Below are 14,185 nucleotides of genomic sequence, written 5' to 3' on the forward strand. Positions count from 1 at the left end.
TATCACCCATCAGGAACGCCTGATGTCTGCAGCAACCGCTGAAGCGTACGGGCATTTTCCACGGCATGTCCGGCTGCATCGTTGTTGAAAAATACATACACATCCTGGCCAGCTTCCCATTTTTGTTTGACCAGGCTTGCGTAATAGGCCAGCTCTTCCTCGGAATAGGAGGAAGTGAACAATACTTTTGATCCATGCATCCGAATGTAGAAAAACGTGGCTGTGTTTTCGTTGACCAGCGGCCATTTGCGCGTGCCTTTAGTTGATATTGGACTATCGGCCAGCACCAGGGCCATATCGTGTTTCCGCAGCAGGGTATAGGTTTCGGGTTGAAACCAGGAGGGATGACGAAATTCAATCGCATAGCGGAAACCTGCAGGCAATTTTTCCAAAAAATTCTGCAACACAATGAAATCTGGTTTCAGGCTGGAAGGAAGCTGTATCAATATCACCGGTGGAGTGCTTTTTACAAGAGCAGGTTCCAAGGGGGCAAAAAATTTATCCAACGACGTCTGATCGCATTGCAGGCGCTGGATATGGGTGACGTAGCGCGAAAGTTTAAAACTAAAGCTGAAGCTATCAGGCGTTTGCGCAGCCCATTTCCGGATGGTGCTGATGCGGGGCGTATGATAAAAGCTGGCATTGATTTCAACGGCTGGGAAATAACGGGCATAGTAAGCCAGCCATTCATCTCGGGGAGTGCCTGCCGGATAAAACGAACCTACCCAGGAAGAATAGGCAAATCCCGATGTGCCGATGTATATGCGGGGCATGTGGTTTATCCGTGCCGGGAAAATGCTACCAGGGCCTTGCGGATGCGCTGGCGGGTTTCGACTTTGCCCAACAGCTCAGCAATCTGGAAAACCGGAGGGCCGAATTTTCCACCCACGAGCATGATCCGCAATGGCAGCAGCATGTCGTTCTTTTTCAACTCCTGTTTTTCGGCTGCAGCAATAAGAGCATGTTCAATATTTTCGGCTTCCCATGGCTCCACCTGTTCCAGGGCTTTTTCCCATTCCTCAAATGCGGCTTGCATGCCAGGCGACCATTTTTTCTGAATAACACTCAGGTCGTAAGTTTCCGGGGCAACAAAGAAAAATTTTCCCTGCTCAATAAAATCACCCAGCAGCGTGCATCGTTCTTTGATGAGTTCCAGCACACGCATCAACTTTTCATCATCTGACAAGGGGATATGTTGTTGTTTGAAAAATATTTTTACTTCCTCCAGGTAATGCTTCACCGGCAAACGTTTGATCCATTCGTGATTGAACCATTTGGCTTTTTCAAAATCAAACCGGGCACCGGATTTATGTATTCGTTCAATAGAAAAGCGGGTAACGAGTTCATCCAGCGTAAAAATTTCCTGACCGCTGCCATCGTTCCAGCCCAGCAGGGCCAGCATATTCACAAAAGCTTCCGGCAAAAAGCCCATTTCACGAAAACCGCGGGTGGTTTCGCCGGTAAACGGATCAGTCCAGTCCATGGCATATACCGGGAACCCCAGCCGATCGCCATCGCGTTTGCTGAGCTTGCCGTGCCCGTCGGGTCGCAGAATCAGCGGCAGATGTGCCCATTCAGGCATGTGTGCTTTGCCGAACAGGTATTCCCATAGCAATACATGCACGGGTGTGCTGGGCAGCCATTCTTCACCACGAAACACGTGGCTGATCTGCATCAGATAATCATCTACCACCACGGCCAGATGGTAGGTAGGCATGCCATCGGCTTTCAGCAATACCTTGTCATCCACTTGATTGGTATCAAACTCTACTTCACCCCGAATGAGATCATGTATCCGGATGGTTTTGTTTTCAGGCATTCGGATTCGGATCACATAAGGCCTGCCTTCATGGAGGTAATGCTGAACTTCTTTGGCTGAAAGGGTTAATGAATTTTTCAACTGCCCGCGGGTAGTGGCGTCATATTGAAAATTGGGTTGTTGCCGGCGCAAGGCTTCCAGCTCTTCCGGTGTGTCGAAGGCATAATAAGCATGTCCTTGTTCCACCAGCTGATGGGCATATTGAGCATATACATTTTTGCGTTCACTCTGGCGGTAAGGGCCAAACGGACCACCAATATGTGGGCCTTCGTCGGGCTTCAATCCACACCACTCCAGGCAACGAATGATGTATTCTTCGGCACCGGGTACAAAGCGAGTCTGATCTGTATCTTCAATGCGCAGAATAAATTTTCCCTGATGCTTGCGGGCAAACAGAAAATTATACAACGCTGTTCTAACCCCACCCAGGTGCAATCCTCCGGTAGGGCTGGGCGCAAAACGTACGCGTATTTCACGGGAACTCATCATTCAGTTTTTGGTTCAGATTCCTGGCAAAGATAAAGTTTCACGGTTGCAGGCGATGTTCCCTGTGTAGAGCCGGGTTTATTTTCCCTGGAAACGAGGCTTGCGTTTTTCCAGAAAGGCCTGAATACCTTCGCCTGCATCGGCCGTAGCAAAGCATTCGCTGAAGGCCTGTGCTTCTGCTTCATAGCCTGCCTGATCACCAGCCATCGAAAGATAAGTGCAATGCAAAATATGGCGAATGGCATGGCGTGGCCCCGAAATAATTTTTTGCATGAGCTCCAGGCTTTTTGGCAAAAGCTCTTCTGGTTGAACCACATCCAGGATCAGGCCGTAAGCTTGAGCTTGTTCGGCCGTTATCATATCGCCGGTAAGCATCAGATACAGTGCTCGTGTGAGTCCCATCAGGCGTGGAAGGCGTTGTGTACCGCCATAACCGGGGATCAGGCCCAGATTGATTTCGGGCTGACCCAAGCGGGCCCGGGTGCTGGCTATGCGCAAATGGCAGGCCATGGCTAGCTCACAGCCGCCACCCAATGCATAACCATTGATTGCCGCCAAAAAAGGTTTGGGTGCTTGCTCGATGCTGGCAAACAAAGCCTGACCCTTGATGGATAATGCCCTTGCTTCCTCTGTACTTAATTGTTGAAAACCGGCAATATCAGCACCGGCCACAAAAGCCCTGTCGCCACTGCCGGTGATAATAGCTCCACCTATATCGTCACGGGTTAAAACCTCTTCTACAGCCAGGTCTAATTCTTCCATAACGGTGCTGTTCAACGCATTCATTTTCTCAGGACGGTTGATGGTAATCATGAAAATACCTTCCCGAGCTTCAGTCAGCAGGGTTTGATAAGCCATAGATAAACATTAACGAACAGTGAAAGTACAGATTTCAATGTAATCCTGCAAGCCGGTATATTTAGCTGAAAAGATGTTTTACCACTTCATCGCGGTAAAGCTTACCAATGGGAATCCAGTGGCCTGCAATATCCAGCTGGTTGCCGTACAGGGATTTTACTTTTTTCTTGTTTACGATATAAGATTTGTGTACCCGAATAAAAGTATCGGCGGGCAATAAATCTTCCAATTTTTTCAACGATTCCAATGTGATGATTTTTCCGAATGCAGTATGAAATGCTACATATTCCCGCAAACCTTCAATGAACAATATATCATCATAATAGATGCGATGGAGTTTGTGATCGGCCTTTACAACAATGAATGATTTCTGTTCGGGTGGAGCGGATGCAATTGAACTTACATGGGTTGTACCTTGGCTGAGCTGAAAACGTTCGGCGGCTTTATTGACGGCTTGTACGAATCGTTCGAATGAGAAAGGCTTAAGCAAATAATCCACCACATTTAATTCATATCCCTTCAAAGCATAATCAGCGTAGGCAGTCGTAAGAATCACCAATGGTGGATGGGCTAAGCTTTGTAAAAATTCTAATCCCGTGAGCTCTGGCATCTGAATGTCCAGAAAAATTAGATCCACGGATTGTTCCCGCAATACGGCCATAGCTTCAAGTGCTGTTTTGCAGGAAGCCACTACCTGCAGCAAGGGCAACTTATTTGCATAATCATTCAGCAGTACCCTTGCTGGATATTCATCATCCACAATCATGCATTTCAGCAACATGTGTTATTGGGTGTCTATTTGCAAATCTACTTCAAACACCTGATCATGTGATGTAATATTAAGCCGGTGTTTGTTAGGATACAACAGTTCAAGGCGTTTGCGGATATTCTGCAGTCCAATACCACCTACTACATCTTTGGTGTAGGTTCTGGCGGGAATACTGTTGCTGATATGGAAATACACTTTTTTCCCTTCTGTTCTCAATTGTAATTTAATCCAGCCATGTTTGATATCTTCAATATTGCTGTGTTTAAAACTGTTTTCAATAAATGGAATAAAAAGCATGGGTTCAATCATCAGGCTTCCGTCAACCTGATCCATATCAATTTCCAGATGTGGTTGTCCTTCAATTTTCAGCAGTTGAAAATCAATATAGTGGCGGATATAAGTAATCTCTTCCTGCAGGCTTACTTTGCGTTCATTGTTTTCATACAACATATACCGAAGCATATTGGAAAGCTTCATAATCATCTCCGGAGTTTTTTCGGAATGGGTATAGGAGAGCGAATAAATGTTATTCAGTGCATTGAACAAGAAATGCGGATTGATTTGTGACTTCAGGAATTTCAGTTCGGTTTGCAGATTTTCATTTTTCATGGAAAACTCCCATTGCATGCGTTTCCTGGCCTGAGAAATTGCCCAGTAAGTAGTACTAACAAACAAAATAGCCAGTGAGGAAAACATATTGGTGATAAACCAGGGCCCCCAGATGGGACGATGCCCATGTGGAAAACGGGGCCGATGGGGTGGACGTAAAGCTATGAATGCGTTGCGGATAAGGGGCCAGTCGTTGGTAAGTTCATAAAGCAAACTCGCTCCAACTACCAGCACTATGACTGATAAAATATAGGCCAAGAACCGATTCCGTTCCATCAGGCGCGGCAATAAAAAGCCCGTATTCAGATAAAAAATACCCGCCTGAATGAGCAGGGTGCGCAATACAAGAGGTATGGCTGTTACATAAAAATAGCCAAAGGTAAGCCAGTTCATGAGCACGGTCCCGTAGGCCAGCCACACCAGTATGTGTAACAGGATGGTTCTCGTTTGTCGGTTCGGAATCCACCATTTGTGTATTGCCATACTGGCAAAAATAAGATAAACTAAAGCGGATGATTTGCAAATTTCAACCAACAACATCCTATTCATCATCAATTGCTGAAATTCTTCTGCAAGTGGGTTAAAAATGTAGAGCTGACATATGATATGTGGTTGGTTGAATCAATGAGGCCATTAATCGAAAAAATCAATTCTTATATTGAATATTTTTTTGCTCAGATAAACCTCCTTGTAGTTTTACCATCGAATTGAACAACAAACTGGTTTTTTACCATGTCATCAAAACACACAAATATGAAAAAGCAAATGTTCATGTTCATCGCCTGCATTGCAATGGCTTTTGCAGGACTGCAGTTGCATGCGCAAGGTCGCATGAATCCGGAAGATCGTGCAAAAATGCTATCTCAGCGAATGGAGCAACAAATCAGCGGACTCACGGATCAGCAAAAAGATTCCATCGAAGCCATTAACCTGGACATTTCAAAAGCCATGCAGGCAGCTTTCGAACAAAATCAGGGCGATCGGGATGCCATGCGTTCGGCCATGCAAAGCCTGCAGCAACAGCGCGATGCACGCCTGAAAGCTGTGCTGAACGATGATCAGTACAAGCAGTATCAGGACATGATGCAAAACATGCGCCGCAATTTCCGGGGCAATAACGGCGGCGGTGGTGGAAATAATTAATGTATGGGTTAATGAGGATACAAGTTTCATGTTTCATTTGGTATCATCGGCGGGGGTTTCTACCCCTGCTATTATTTCTCCTGATGTATTAGAATCCTGATATCAAAAAATATCAGATCCTTTGAAGAATTTAATCGAATGGTTTTCTATGGAAATAAAATATATACTCATGAAAAAGTTTTTCATCACCATGGTCGTGTTGTTGCTAAGCCTGGGTGAGCTCTGGGCTCAGCAGGTTTCTGTGAGTGGAAGCCTGCAGGATGGCCAAACGAAAACGCCCTTGATTGGTGCCACGGTGGTGCTTATTCCTCAACAAGATACCTCCCGAAAACTATTTGGGATAACCGATGCGCAGGGACATTTCCAGATCGGCAATCTCACCAATGGCAACTATAGGCTGAATATTTCCTATCTGGGATATCAATCCCTGCAGCGGAGTATTTCCATAGAAAAAAATCAATCGCTGAATGTAGGTGTTTTATACCTGCAACCTACCAAAACCATGTTGCAGGAAGTAAAGGTAGTAGGACAGGTACCACCCAGCCAGATGAAGGGAGATACGGTGGAATACAATGCCCAGGCCTACAAAACCAATCCCAATGCCACAGCCGAAGACCTGGTGGGTAAAATGCCAGGTATCATTGTCAATAGCGATGGCTCAGTAACCGCGCATGGCGAAACGGTGCAGAAAGTGCTGGTAGATGGAAAACCTTTTTTTGGGGATGACCCAACAACCGCTTTGCGCAACCTGCCAGCCGAAATTGTGGATAAAGTGGAGGTGTTTGATAAAATGAGTGATCAGGCACAGTTCACCGGCTTTGATGATGGCAATACCCAGAAAACCATCAACATTGTTACCCGTGCGGATCGCAGGAATGGACAATTCGGAAAACTATATGCCGGATATGGGACGGATTCCCGTTATTCTCTCGGTGGCAATATCAATTTCTTCAATGGTGATAGGCGCATCTCCCTGATAGGAATGAGTAACAATGTGAATCAACAAAACTTTGCTTTTCAGGATCTGTTGGGCGTCACCGGTGGTGGTGGAGGATTTGGTGGCGGCAGGGGAGGAGGATATCGTGGAGCCGGAGGTATAGGCAATTTCCTGGTGGGCCAGCAAAATGGCATCGTAACCACTAACTCAATTGGTTTAAATTATTCCGATGATTGGGGCAAGAAAATAACGGTTACCGGAAGTTATTTCTTCAATACTTCACATAACAATAATCAGCAAACTATTGATCGAACCTATTTTGTATCCCAAAATGCCAATCAGCTGTATCATGAAAACGATCTTTCCAGTTCAACCAATTACAATCACCGGTTTAACCTTCGGATGGAATATCAGATCAATGATAAAAACTCATTGATTTTTACGCCAAGTTTCAATACACAAGAGTATAACGGTTCCAGCACCGTGGCTGGGGCTTATTATACGCCCGACAGTGTGATGATCAGCCAAACAAATACACAACGCAATTCGCACAATACCGGATATAATTTTTCAGATAACCTGTTGTGGCGGCATGCTTTCAATAAAAAAGGCAGGACACTTTCTGTGAACCTGAGCACCAGCCTGAGCGAAAAAAATGCTACCAATCTGCTTTTGGCCAACAACAGTTATTTCAAAGATCCATCCAATTTGTTTGATACCACCAATCAGCAATCCGTTTTGCATTCACATACTCAGCAAATAGGTACCACGCTTGATTATACAGAGCCTATTGGCCAGAAAAGCCAGCTCTTGCTCACGTACAACACATCCTATACCACAGGTGAATCAGATAAAAATACCTATCAGTTTGATCCATTAAAACAACAATATACCAACCTGGATACAGGATTGACCAACAATTACAAAAGTTATTATACGGCTAATCAATTTGGTGCCAGTTATCGTTACCGGGCTAACAACAACCTGTTTTTCACCGCCGGACTTTCCTATCAAATAGCCAATCTGGAAGGTGATCGTACATTTCCCATGAATACAATCATCAAAAGGAATTTTTATAACCTGTTAGGCAATGCCATGATGCGGTATCGGATCGGCAATACCCGAAACCTGCGGGTGTTTTTCAGAACTTCTACCAATGCACCTTCCATCAGCCAGTTGCAGGATGTGGTAGATAATTCCAATCCGTTGCAGCTTACCACCGGGAACCCCGATCTGAAGCAGGAAACCACCCAATCGCTTTTTGTCCGTTATTCAGCCGTGAATACGGATAAAAACAAGATGTTCTTTGCATTCCTGGGTGTACAACAAACGCAGAACAACATCACCAATGCTACCATTACCGCCACACAGGATAGTGTGCTGGCTCACGGTGTAATACTGAACAAGGGCTCACAACTCACCTATCCGGTAAACCTGAACGGATACTGGAGCATTCGCTCATTCGCTACTTTGGGATTGCCGTTGAAGTTTATGAAATCCAATCTAAACCTGAGCGGAGGCATTAACTTCAGCCGTACACCCGGATTGGTGAATAATCAAAAAAATTATGCAAACAACTTTGGTGTAACATTCCCGATAGTCATCAGCAGCAACATCAGCGAAAATCTTGATTTCACCTTGTCTTACACACCCAATTACAACATTGTAAAAAACTCCATTCAGCCGAATTTAAACAGCAATTACTTTTCCAATGCTGCCAGTGCGCGGATCAACTGGATATTCTGGAAAGGATTTGAACTGGATAATAACATCACCTATCAGAAATACAGCGGATTGGGTGAAACGTATGACAAGCCTTACTTGCTATGGAATGCCAGCATTGGCAAGCATTTCTTTAAGAATCAAAACGGAGAATTGCAACTCACTGTGTTTGATTTGCTGAAACAAAATCGCAGCATCAACCGGAATGTAACGGAAACGTATATTGAAAACAGCACCACCAGTGTATTGCAACAATATTTCTTGCTGACGTTTACCTACAACTTGCGTAATTTCAAAGGAGCAGTACCACAGCAATCTCCGCGCGATCGGATGTTTATGTTCCCAGGCATGCGTCCGCCTGGTGGCGGGCCTCCTCCAGGTGGTGGCATGATGCACCCACCTGAAGATTGAATAATTACAACTGAATATCAGTGTGATACAAATCAGGCGCACAAGTCTATGTGCGCATGATTTATTATACAAGCGGCTGTCAAATAGTAAGCTCAATAGATGGTCCAGGTTTCGCTGCCAGCCAGCAGTTTATCCAGATCGCCCACGCCATATTTTCCTGTTGCAGCTTCAATTTGTTGTTGCATCAGTTCTTCATAGCTGGGCCGTTGTGCTTCGTAAAATACACCAAAAGGTCTGGGGAAATGGCCTTCCACAGATGGATCGTCGAACAATCGCACCAGCATCTGGGCTTTGTAAAGATCGTGTTCATCATGTATCCACAGGTCATCGGCCGAATAGCCCTCATCCAGGCTTACCACAACAGGTTTCAGGCCATCCAGGCGAATGCCTTTATTTCGTTGGGCACCAAAAAGCAACGGTTTACCATGTTCCAGAAAAATAGTTTCATCGGCTTTAGTGGCCTTTTCTGTAAAGATTTCAAAGGCGCCGTCGTTAAAGATGTTGCAGTTCTGGTAGATTTCCAGGAAAGATGCGCCTTTGTGAGCATGTGCCCGTTTTAACATGTCTTGCAGGTGTTTGGGGTCGCGATCCATGCTGCGAGCCACAAAGGTGGCATCGGCGCCCAGGGCCAGCGCGGCCGGGTTGAAGGGATGGTCAATGCTGCCGTAGGGCGTGGATTTGGTGATTTTGTTTTCTTCAGAAGTAGGGGAATATTGCCCTTTTGTCAACCCGTAAATCTGATTGTTGAACAACAAAATATTCACATCGAAATTGCGACGCAGGATGTGTACCATGTGCCCCGCACCAATGGAAAGACCGTCACCATCGCCTGTCACAATCCAAACACTCAGTTCAGGCCGGCAGGCCTTCAGGCCGGAAGCAATGGCAGTAGCACGGCCATGAATGGAGTGCATGCCATAGGTATTCATGTAGTATGGGAAACGGGAAGAACAACCAATGCCTGAGATAATCACAATGTTTTCCCTGGGGATGCCCAGCGTAGGCATCACAGTTTGCACCTGCTTAAGAATCGAATAATCGCCACAACCCGGGCACCAGCGCACTTCCTGATCAGTGGCAAAATCCTTCGGAGTCAGCGATTGAGGCGTCTGCACAGCTGTTGTGTCCATAATTCTTTAAAATTGATTGATGGTAAAACGTTTGGCGTTATGGAATATTTTGTACCAAGGTCTTATTGCTGCAATGCTTCCCAGTATTCGGCAGCCCGACGGGTATGCGGAATTACAATGGTTCCTCCTACAATATTGGCCACAGCGAAGATTTCATACATTTCATCCGTGGTTACACCCAGTTCCTTGCATTTGCCAAGATGATATTTGATACAATCATCACAGCGCAACACCATGCTGGCCACGAGTCCCAGCATTTCCTTGACTTTGGCCGGCAAAGCCCCATCCTGATACGTATTCGTATCCAGATTAAAAAGTCGGTTGATTACCTTGTTTTGTTTACTCAGGATGAGTTCATTCATCCGCTGCCGGTATGTGTGAAAAGCTTCTACGTCGGGATGCATACCTGAGAGGCAATTTGGACAAAGTTAAGGGATTGCCCATCGAAATGGTGGACAAAAATCAGATTTTTTACGCATGGGTTACTTTTTGCACTCATCCAGAAAGTCCTTCAGTCCGGAAATAATAGCATGGATGATTTTTTCCCGGAATGCGGGATTCAGGATACGGGCTTCGTCGGCCGGGTTCGTCAGAAAGGCTACTTCAATCAACGCATTGGGGAAATCTGTTAATCCGTTCAGCGCGAAGTTGAAGTTGCCGATATTGCCAAATTCCTGCAACCCCGCTGCTACCAGGTGATGGTAAATGGCAAGGCTTAACGGGCGGAAACCCGCGTAATGGTAGTAGGTGCTGGTGCCTGAGATATCAATGGGATTGTTCGATGCGTTCAGATGAAGGCTAAGCAACAGGTCGGGATCAGCCTGTCGCAACAGGTTTTCCCGTTCCAGCATGGAAAGGCTGGTATCGGTTGTGCGAGTCATGATGGTTTGCACGCCTACATGCTGAAGTGCAGCCTTAAGCTCTTTGGCGAGAAGCAGGGTAAGGTCTTTCTCCTTTGTGCCGGTAGGGCCTGTTGCTCCCGCATTGCTGCCGCCATGTCCGGCATCAATGGCAATGTGCAGGTGAGCAAGGTTTAGATTAGCTGGCTGACGTTTTACTTTTACTACCAATGCAGCGCCTGCATATTGCAAAGTACAGCCCCAGGGTTGCGGATGTTTCAGGTTGATACGGGCTTCCACCACGCCGTCGGCCACAGTATGCAAATGCACCTGGCTGATTTCTTTTGCTGATAAATATTGAAATATCCAGTTGGTGTTGGATACAGCTCCGTACAGGCGAACAATGATTTGTCCGGGATGATCGTAAATCTGCACATCGTAAGGCAGTCGTGTTCCAGTCTGAATCTGCACATAATCATACAGGCTATCACCCCAAACTTTCCAGCTGCCAAGAATGGCACGTGGCACGGGTGTACCTTCGGGTAATAATTGCAGATTTTCAACGGGCACATAGGCATGCTGATCGGGTGCGAGTTTTACCCGATAGAAATCACCCAATCGGCCATCAACCTGCATGCAGATGCCGGTATCAAGATAGCTGCGTTTGGCTGCGCCCAGGCGATCTTCCCCAAGGCTGTATTGCATAAAAGGCCTGTCGCCCATTGTTTTTCCCACTACTGCAGTTGCAGGCCAGGTGTAGAAAGCATTTGGTGTGTAGGCCGTAATCGTTTGGCCAGTCGCATTTTGCAGGATGATGGGGATAGGGCCGTTTAGCTGATCTGTAGCCAATACCTGATAATTACCTTCGTAAATACCCGCCAGGCTATCTTCCTCGCTTACCATTTCGGTTAAAGGAAGATGATGCAACCAAAAGGCCTTGCAACCAGCTTGCGCGATAACTTTGATATGGATGATATCGCCGGGAGCCAGCCAGCTGGTAACAGCAGGGTTGGTATAAATGCGAGCAATGGCAAAATCCCGGACAGTTATCGGTTGAGGAGGTTCATAACGATATATTATTTGCAGATTATTTGCAAGTCCTTCCTTGTTACGGGCTTGCAACACAATCGGATTTTCACCGGCATGCAAATACACCCGTGCAGCAAATCCTCCTGTGGCATATACCTTAACGGGTGTATCCTGTACAATAAGCTGGCAGCCTTTGCAGGTAGCACCGGAAATGTATTGCACACTATCGTGCACCACCAGCGTGGTACGATCCGGCTGCTGAAGCCGGATGAATGGGCGTTGGGCATACGACGGAAATGCCAGGCCACATATCATACATATCCATATCCAAAGCCAGGAAATACTCCTGATTGTTCGCCCGTTTGTATGGAAAGAAAAAGCCGTCAATCCTGGTTTCATTTTCCAAAGATAAAGCACAACCTATGGATGAGAGGGAAGAGAATAATGAATAAATGGATGTTGTTTTCGAAAAGAATCAACATATTCTTCTTCGTATTTTCTAATGAGTATGCGCGATGCTGGATGATGCAGGCATAAGCAAGGCACGATAACTTTTCGGATCGTGCAGGATACGAATGGTTTTGAGAATGATTTCATCAGATTGCAGAGAAACCAACCATTGTCCTTGCTGTGGCCAGTAGCGATCGGCAATTTCAGCTTTCAGCAATTGCATAATTTCTTCACGGTGTGCAATCAATTGTTTTGTTTCGATCTGATTTAAGGTACGACGAAGTGAATCTGCCTGCTGGCGGAGTTGTTCCCACCAGCCGGCGATCTGCACTTGATCCGTAAACTGATCGAGCAGTTGGGATGCATTGGATTGAAAATGATAATTTTTTTCCTGAAGGAATTGGAGGAACGATGTATAATCACGATCTGTGAGCATCAGGTCGTTTGGTGAAGCGGGTTTTGCATGTTCATAAAAATAACGGGTAGCGTAATCGAAGATCATGTGATGGATCAGTAAATCCTCTGCAATTTCACTCAGATGCTGTTGCCTGAGCGGGATATCGGGTTCGATACCGCCACCGCCCTTCACAATACGGCCATGGGCAGTTTTATAGATTTGCCGCAGGGAGTCGGGTATATAATCCTGTTGCAACACGTCGCCCTGATGGGAATAGGTAATAGCCTGAATACAGCGACCACTGGGCGTGTAATAGCGAGCAGTGGTGATTTTCATTTTGGTGTCATAGGGTAAATCGTATGTGGTTTGTACCAGCCCTTTTCCATAGGATCTTTGGCCGACAATCACAGCTCTGTCCAGATCTTGCAAGGCACCGGCCAGAATCTCAGCAGCGGAAGCCGATTGGTGGTTGATAAGCACAGCCAGGGGTATGCTATCATCATCGGCCCGTTCTGTGGTGCGATAGGTCTGGTTCCAGGCTTGTATGCGTCCGCGGATGCTTACAATGATTTGTCCTGGATCAATGAACAGGTTAGCCGTTTTTACAGCTTCTTCCAGAAGGCCACCGGGATTGCCCCGCAAATCAAGGATGAGTCCCTGCAAACCACCAGGCAGGTTTTTCAGGGAATCCAGTGCTTGTTTTACCTGTCGGCTGCAACCTTGCGTAAACTGCTGAAGGCGGATGTAGCCCACCCCGTCTGCAAGTCGGAATGCATAGGGTACGCTACGGAGGCCAATTTCGGCCCGCACCAGTTTTACTGTAAATCGTTGTTGCTGATAAGGTCTGTAAATGCGCATGATTACCGAGGTACCGGGCACACCCCGTAACAGATTGCTCACCGTATCTTCTGAAAGACTGTCCACATCGCGGCCATCAATATTTTCAATCCGATCGCCGGGCCTCAATCCGGCCAGGCCAGCAGGGCTGTCTTGCAACACATCGGTGATCAACACATGATCCTCTTCCCGACGGATGGATATGCCCGTTCCGCCATATTTTCCGGTAGTCTGAAAAGTAAGATCGCCTACATCTTCCTCCGGGTAAAAGGTGGTATAAGGATCCAAAGAGCCCGTCATGGCATCTACACTGGTACGCATCAGGGAAAAAGGGGAAAGGCTATCCACATAATATGTGTTCAGATCACGAAGTACACTGGCATAGATATCCAGGCTTTTGATGATTTCAAAATATTTATCGTCAGTCCGCAAGGCCCATATACCCATGCCTGCCAAACCCAGCAGCAGCCCCGCAGCGAGCGTTTTCCATTTGTTTTTCCGGAACATCATATTCACACAGTTTCTTTCACAAAGTAAGCATTAAACGAATTAAATGATGTTTTGCGTCAGTGAAATGAAAACGGCAAATCGGGATAGCATTATCCGGATGCCGACAAATACGAAGATGCATGACTCATTTGTATCTTCCTTACACCAAAGAAAATTTTTCCTGCGAAGAAATGCCTCTGAAATGATGTAAAAGGCTCATCTGGGCACAATCTGAATGTGTCAAAAAAAATCCCTTGCAT

Annotated in this window: 11 protein-coding genes; 2 read left to right on the forward strand and 9 right to left on the reverse strand. The window is 46.2% G+C overall.

Annotation, left to right across the window (positions count from 1 at the left end):
• Nucleotides 1–2: 2 nt before the first annotated feature.
• The 5 genes from BM367_RS07345 to BM367_RS07365 all read right to left on the reverse strand — a co-directional run bounded on the left by BM367_RS07345 (nt 3) and on the right by BM367_RS07365 (nt 5,024).
• Nucleotides 3–773, reverse strand: coding sequence for a DUF72 domain-containing protein (locus BM367_RS07345; RefSeq protein ID WP_092459402.1), 771 nt, complete (start codon nt 771–773; stop codon nt 3–5).
• 5 nt (nt 774–778) lie between these two features.
• The gene (gene gltX, locus BM367_RS07350; protein ID WP_092459404.1) at nt 779–2,305 is read right to left on the reverse strand and encodes a glutamate--tRNA ligase; all 1,527 of its coding nucleotides are present in this window, start codon (nt 2,303–2,305) and stop codon (nt 779–781) included.
• A 78-nt stretch (nt 2,306–2,383) separates the two neighbouring features.
• The gene (locus tag BM367_RS07355; RefSeq protein ID WP_092459406.1) at nt 2,384–3,163 is read right to left on the reverse strand and encodes an enoyl-CoA hydratase/isomerase family protein; all 780 of its coding nucleotides are present in this window, start codon (nt 3,161–3,163) and stop codon (nt 2,384–2,386) included.
• A 61-nt stretch (nt 3,164–3,224) separates the two neighbouring features.
• Entirely contained in the window at nt 3,225–3,944 is a 720-nt protein-coding gene (locus BM367_RS07360) for a LytR/AlgR family response regulator transcription factor (RefSeq protein WP_092459408.1), read from the reverse strand.
• A 3-nt stretch (nt 3,945–3,947) separates the two neighbouring features.
• Entirely contained in the window at nt 3,948–5,024 is a 1,077-nt protein-coding gene (locus BM367_RS07365; RefSeq protein ID WP_143103982.1) for a sensor histidine kinase, read from the reverse strand.
• Nucleotides 5,025–5,294: 270 nt separating this feature from the next.
• On the opposite strand from BM367_RS07365, the gene BM367_RS07370 reads away from it, so the two are divergent.
• Nucleotides 5,295–5,684 (forward strand): hypothetical protein, encoded by a 390-nt coding sequence (locus tag BM367_RS07370; RefSeq protein WP_092459412.1) that lies wholly within the window; start codon nt 5,295–5,297, stop codon nt 5,682–5,684.
• A 169-nt stretch (nt 5,685–5,853) separates the two neighbouring features.
• Entirely contained in the window at nt 5,854–8,754 is a 2,901-nt protein-coding gene (locus BM367_RS07375; RefSeq protein ID WP_177224149.1) for a TonB-dependent receptor, read from the forward strand.
• Between the two features lie 92 nt (nt 8,755–8,846).
• Here the strand turns inward: BM367_RS07375 and BM367_RS07380 are convergent, their stop codons facing one another.
• The 4 genes from BM367_RS07380 to BM367_RS07395 all read right to left on the reverse strand — a co-directional run bounded on the left by BM367_RS07380 (nt 8,847) and on the right by BM367_RS07395 (nt 13,946).
• Nucleotides 8,847–9,884, reverse strand: coding sequence for a 2-oxoacid:ferredoxin oxidoreductase subunit beta (locus tag BM367_RS07380; RefSeq protein ID WP_092459416.1), 1,038 nt, complete (start codon nt 9,882–9,884; stop codon nt 8,847–8,849).
• Between the two features lie 62 nt (nt 9,885–9,946).
• Nucleotides 9,947–10,288: a carboxymuconolactone decarboxylase family protein gene (locus tag BM367_RS07385; RefSeq protein ID WP_092459418.1), complete on the reverse strand. Its 342-nt coding sequence runs from the start codon at nt 10,286–10,288 to the stop codon at nt 9,947–9,949.
• Between the two features lie 78 nt (nt 10,289–10,366).
• Entirely contained in the window at nt 10,367–12,151 is a 1,785-nt protein-coding gene (locus BM367_RS07390; RefSeq protein ID WP_092459420.1) for an N-acetylmuramoyl-L-alanine amidase family protein, read from the reverse strand.
• A 100-nt stretch (nt 12,152–12,251) separates the two neighbouring features.
• Nucleotides 12,252–13,946 (reverse strand): S41 family peptidase, encoded by a 1,695-nt coding sequence (locus tag BM367_RS07395; protein WP_092459422.1) that lies wholly within the window; start codon nt 13,944–13,946, stop codon nt 12,252–12,254.
• Nucleotides 13,947–14,185 lie beyond the last annotated feature (239 nt).

Origin of the sequence: Thermoflavifilum thermophilum (genome assembly GCF_900116565.1) — a bacterium.
In the GTDB taxonomy this organism is placed as follows: Bacteria; Bacteroidota; Bacteroidia; order Chitinophagales; family Chitinophagaceae; genus Thermoflavifilum; species Thermoflavifilum thermophilum.

Coding starts and splice junctions, on each gene's coding strand:
- BM367_RS07380 (WP_092459416.1), bottom strand. CDS start 9,884: ATGGACACAACAGCTGTGCAGACGCCTCAATCGCTGACTCCGAAGGAT.
- BM367_RS07395 (WP_092459422.1), bottom strand. CDS start 13,946: ATGATGTTCCGGAAAAACAAATGGAAAACGCTCGCTGCGGGGCTGCTG.
- BM367_RS07355 (WP_092459406.1), bottom strand. CDS start 3,163: ATGGCTTATCAAACCCTGCTGACTGAAGCTCGGGAAGGTATTTTCATG.
- BM367_RS07385 (WP_092459418.1), bottom strand. CDS start 10,288: ATGCATCCCGACGTAGAAGCTTTTCACACATACCGGCAGCGGATGAAT.
- BM367_RS07345 (WP_092459402.1), bottom strand. CDS start 773: ATGCCCCGCATATACATCGGCACATCGGGATTTGCCTATTCTTCCTGG.
- gltX (WP_092459404.1), bottom strand. CDS start 2,305: ATGAGTTCCCGTGAAATACGCGTACGTTTTGCGCCCAGCCCTACCGGA.
- BM367_RS07375 (WP_177224149.1), top strand. CDS start 5,854: ATGAAAAAGTTTTTCATCACCATGGTCGTGTTGTTGCTAAGCCTGGGT.
- BM367_RS07365 (WP_143103982.1), bottom strand. CDS start 5,024: ATGGCAATACACAAATGGTGGATTCCGAACCGACAAACGAGAACCATC.
- BM367_RS07360 (WP_092459408.1), bottom strand. CDS start 3,944: ATGTTGCTGAAATGCATGATTGTGGATGATGAATATCCAGCAAGGGTA.
- BM367_RS07390 (WP_092459420.1), bottom strand. CDS start 12,151: ATGAAACCAGGATTGACGGCTTTTTCTTTCCATACAAACGGGCGAACA.
- BM367_RS07370 (WP_092459412.1), top strand. CDS start 5,295: ATGAAAAAGCAAATGTTCATGTTCATCGCCTGCATTGCAATGGCTTTT.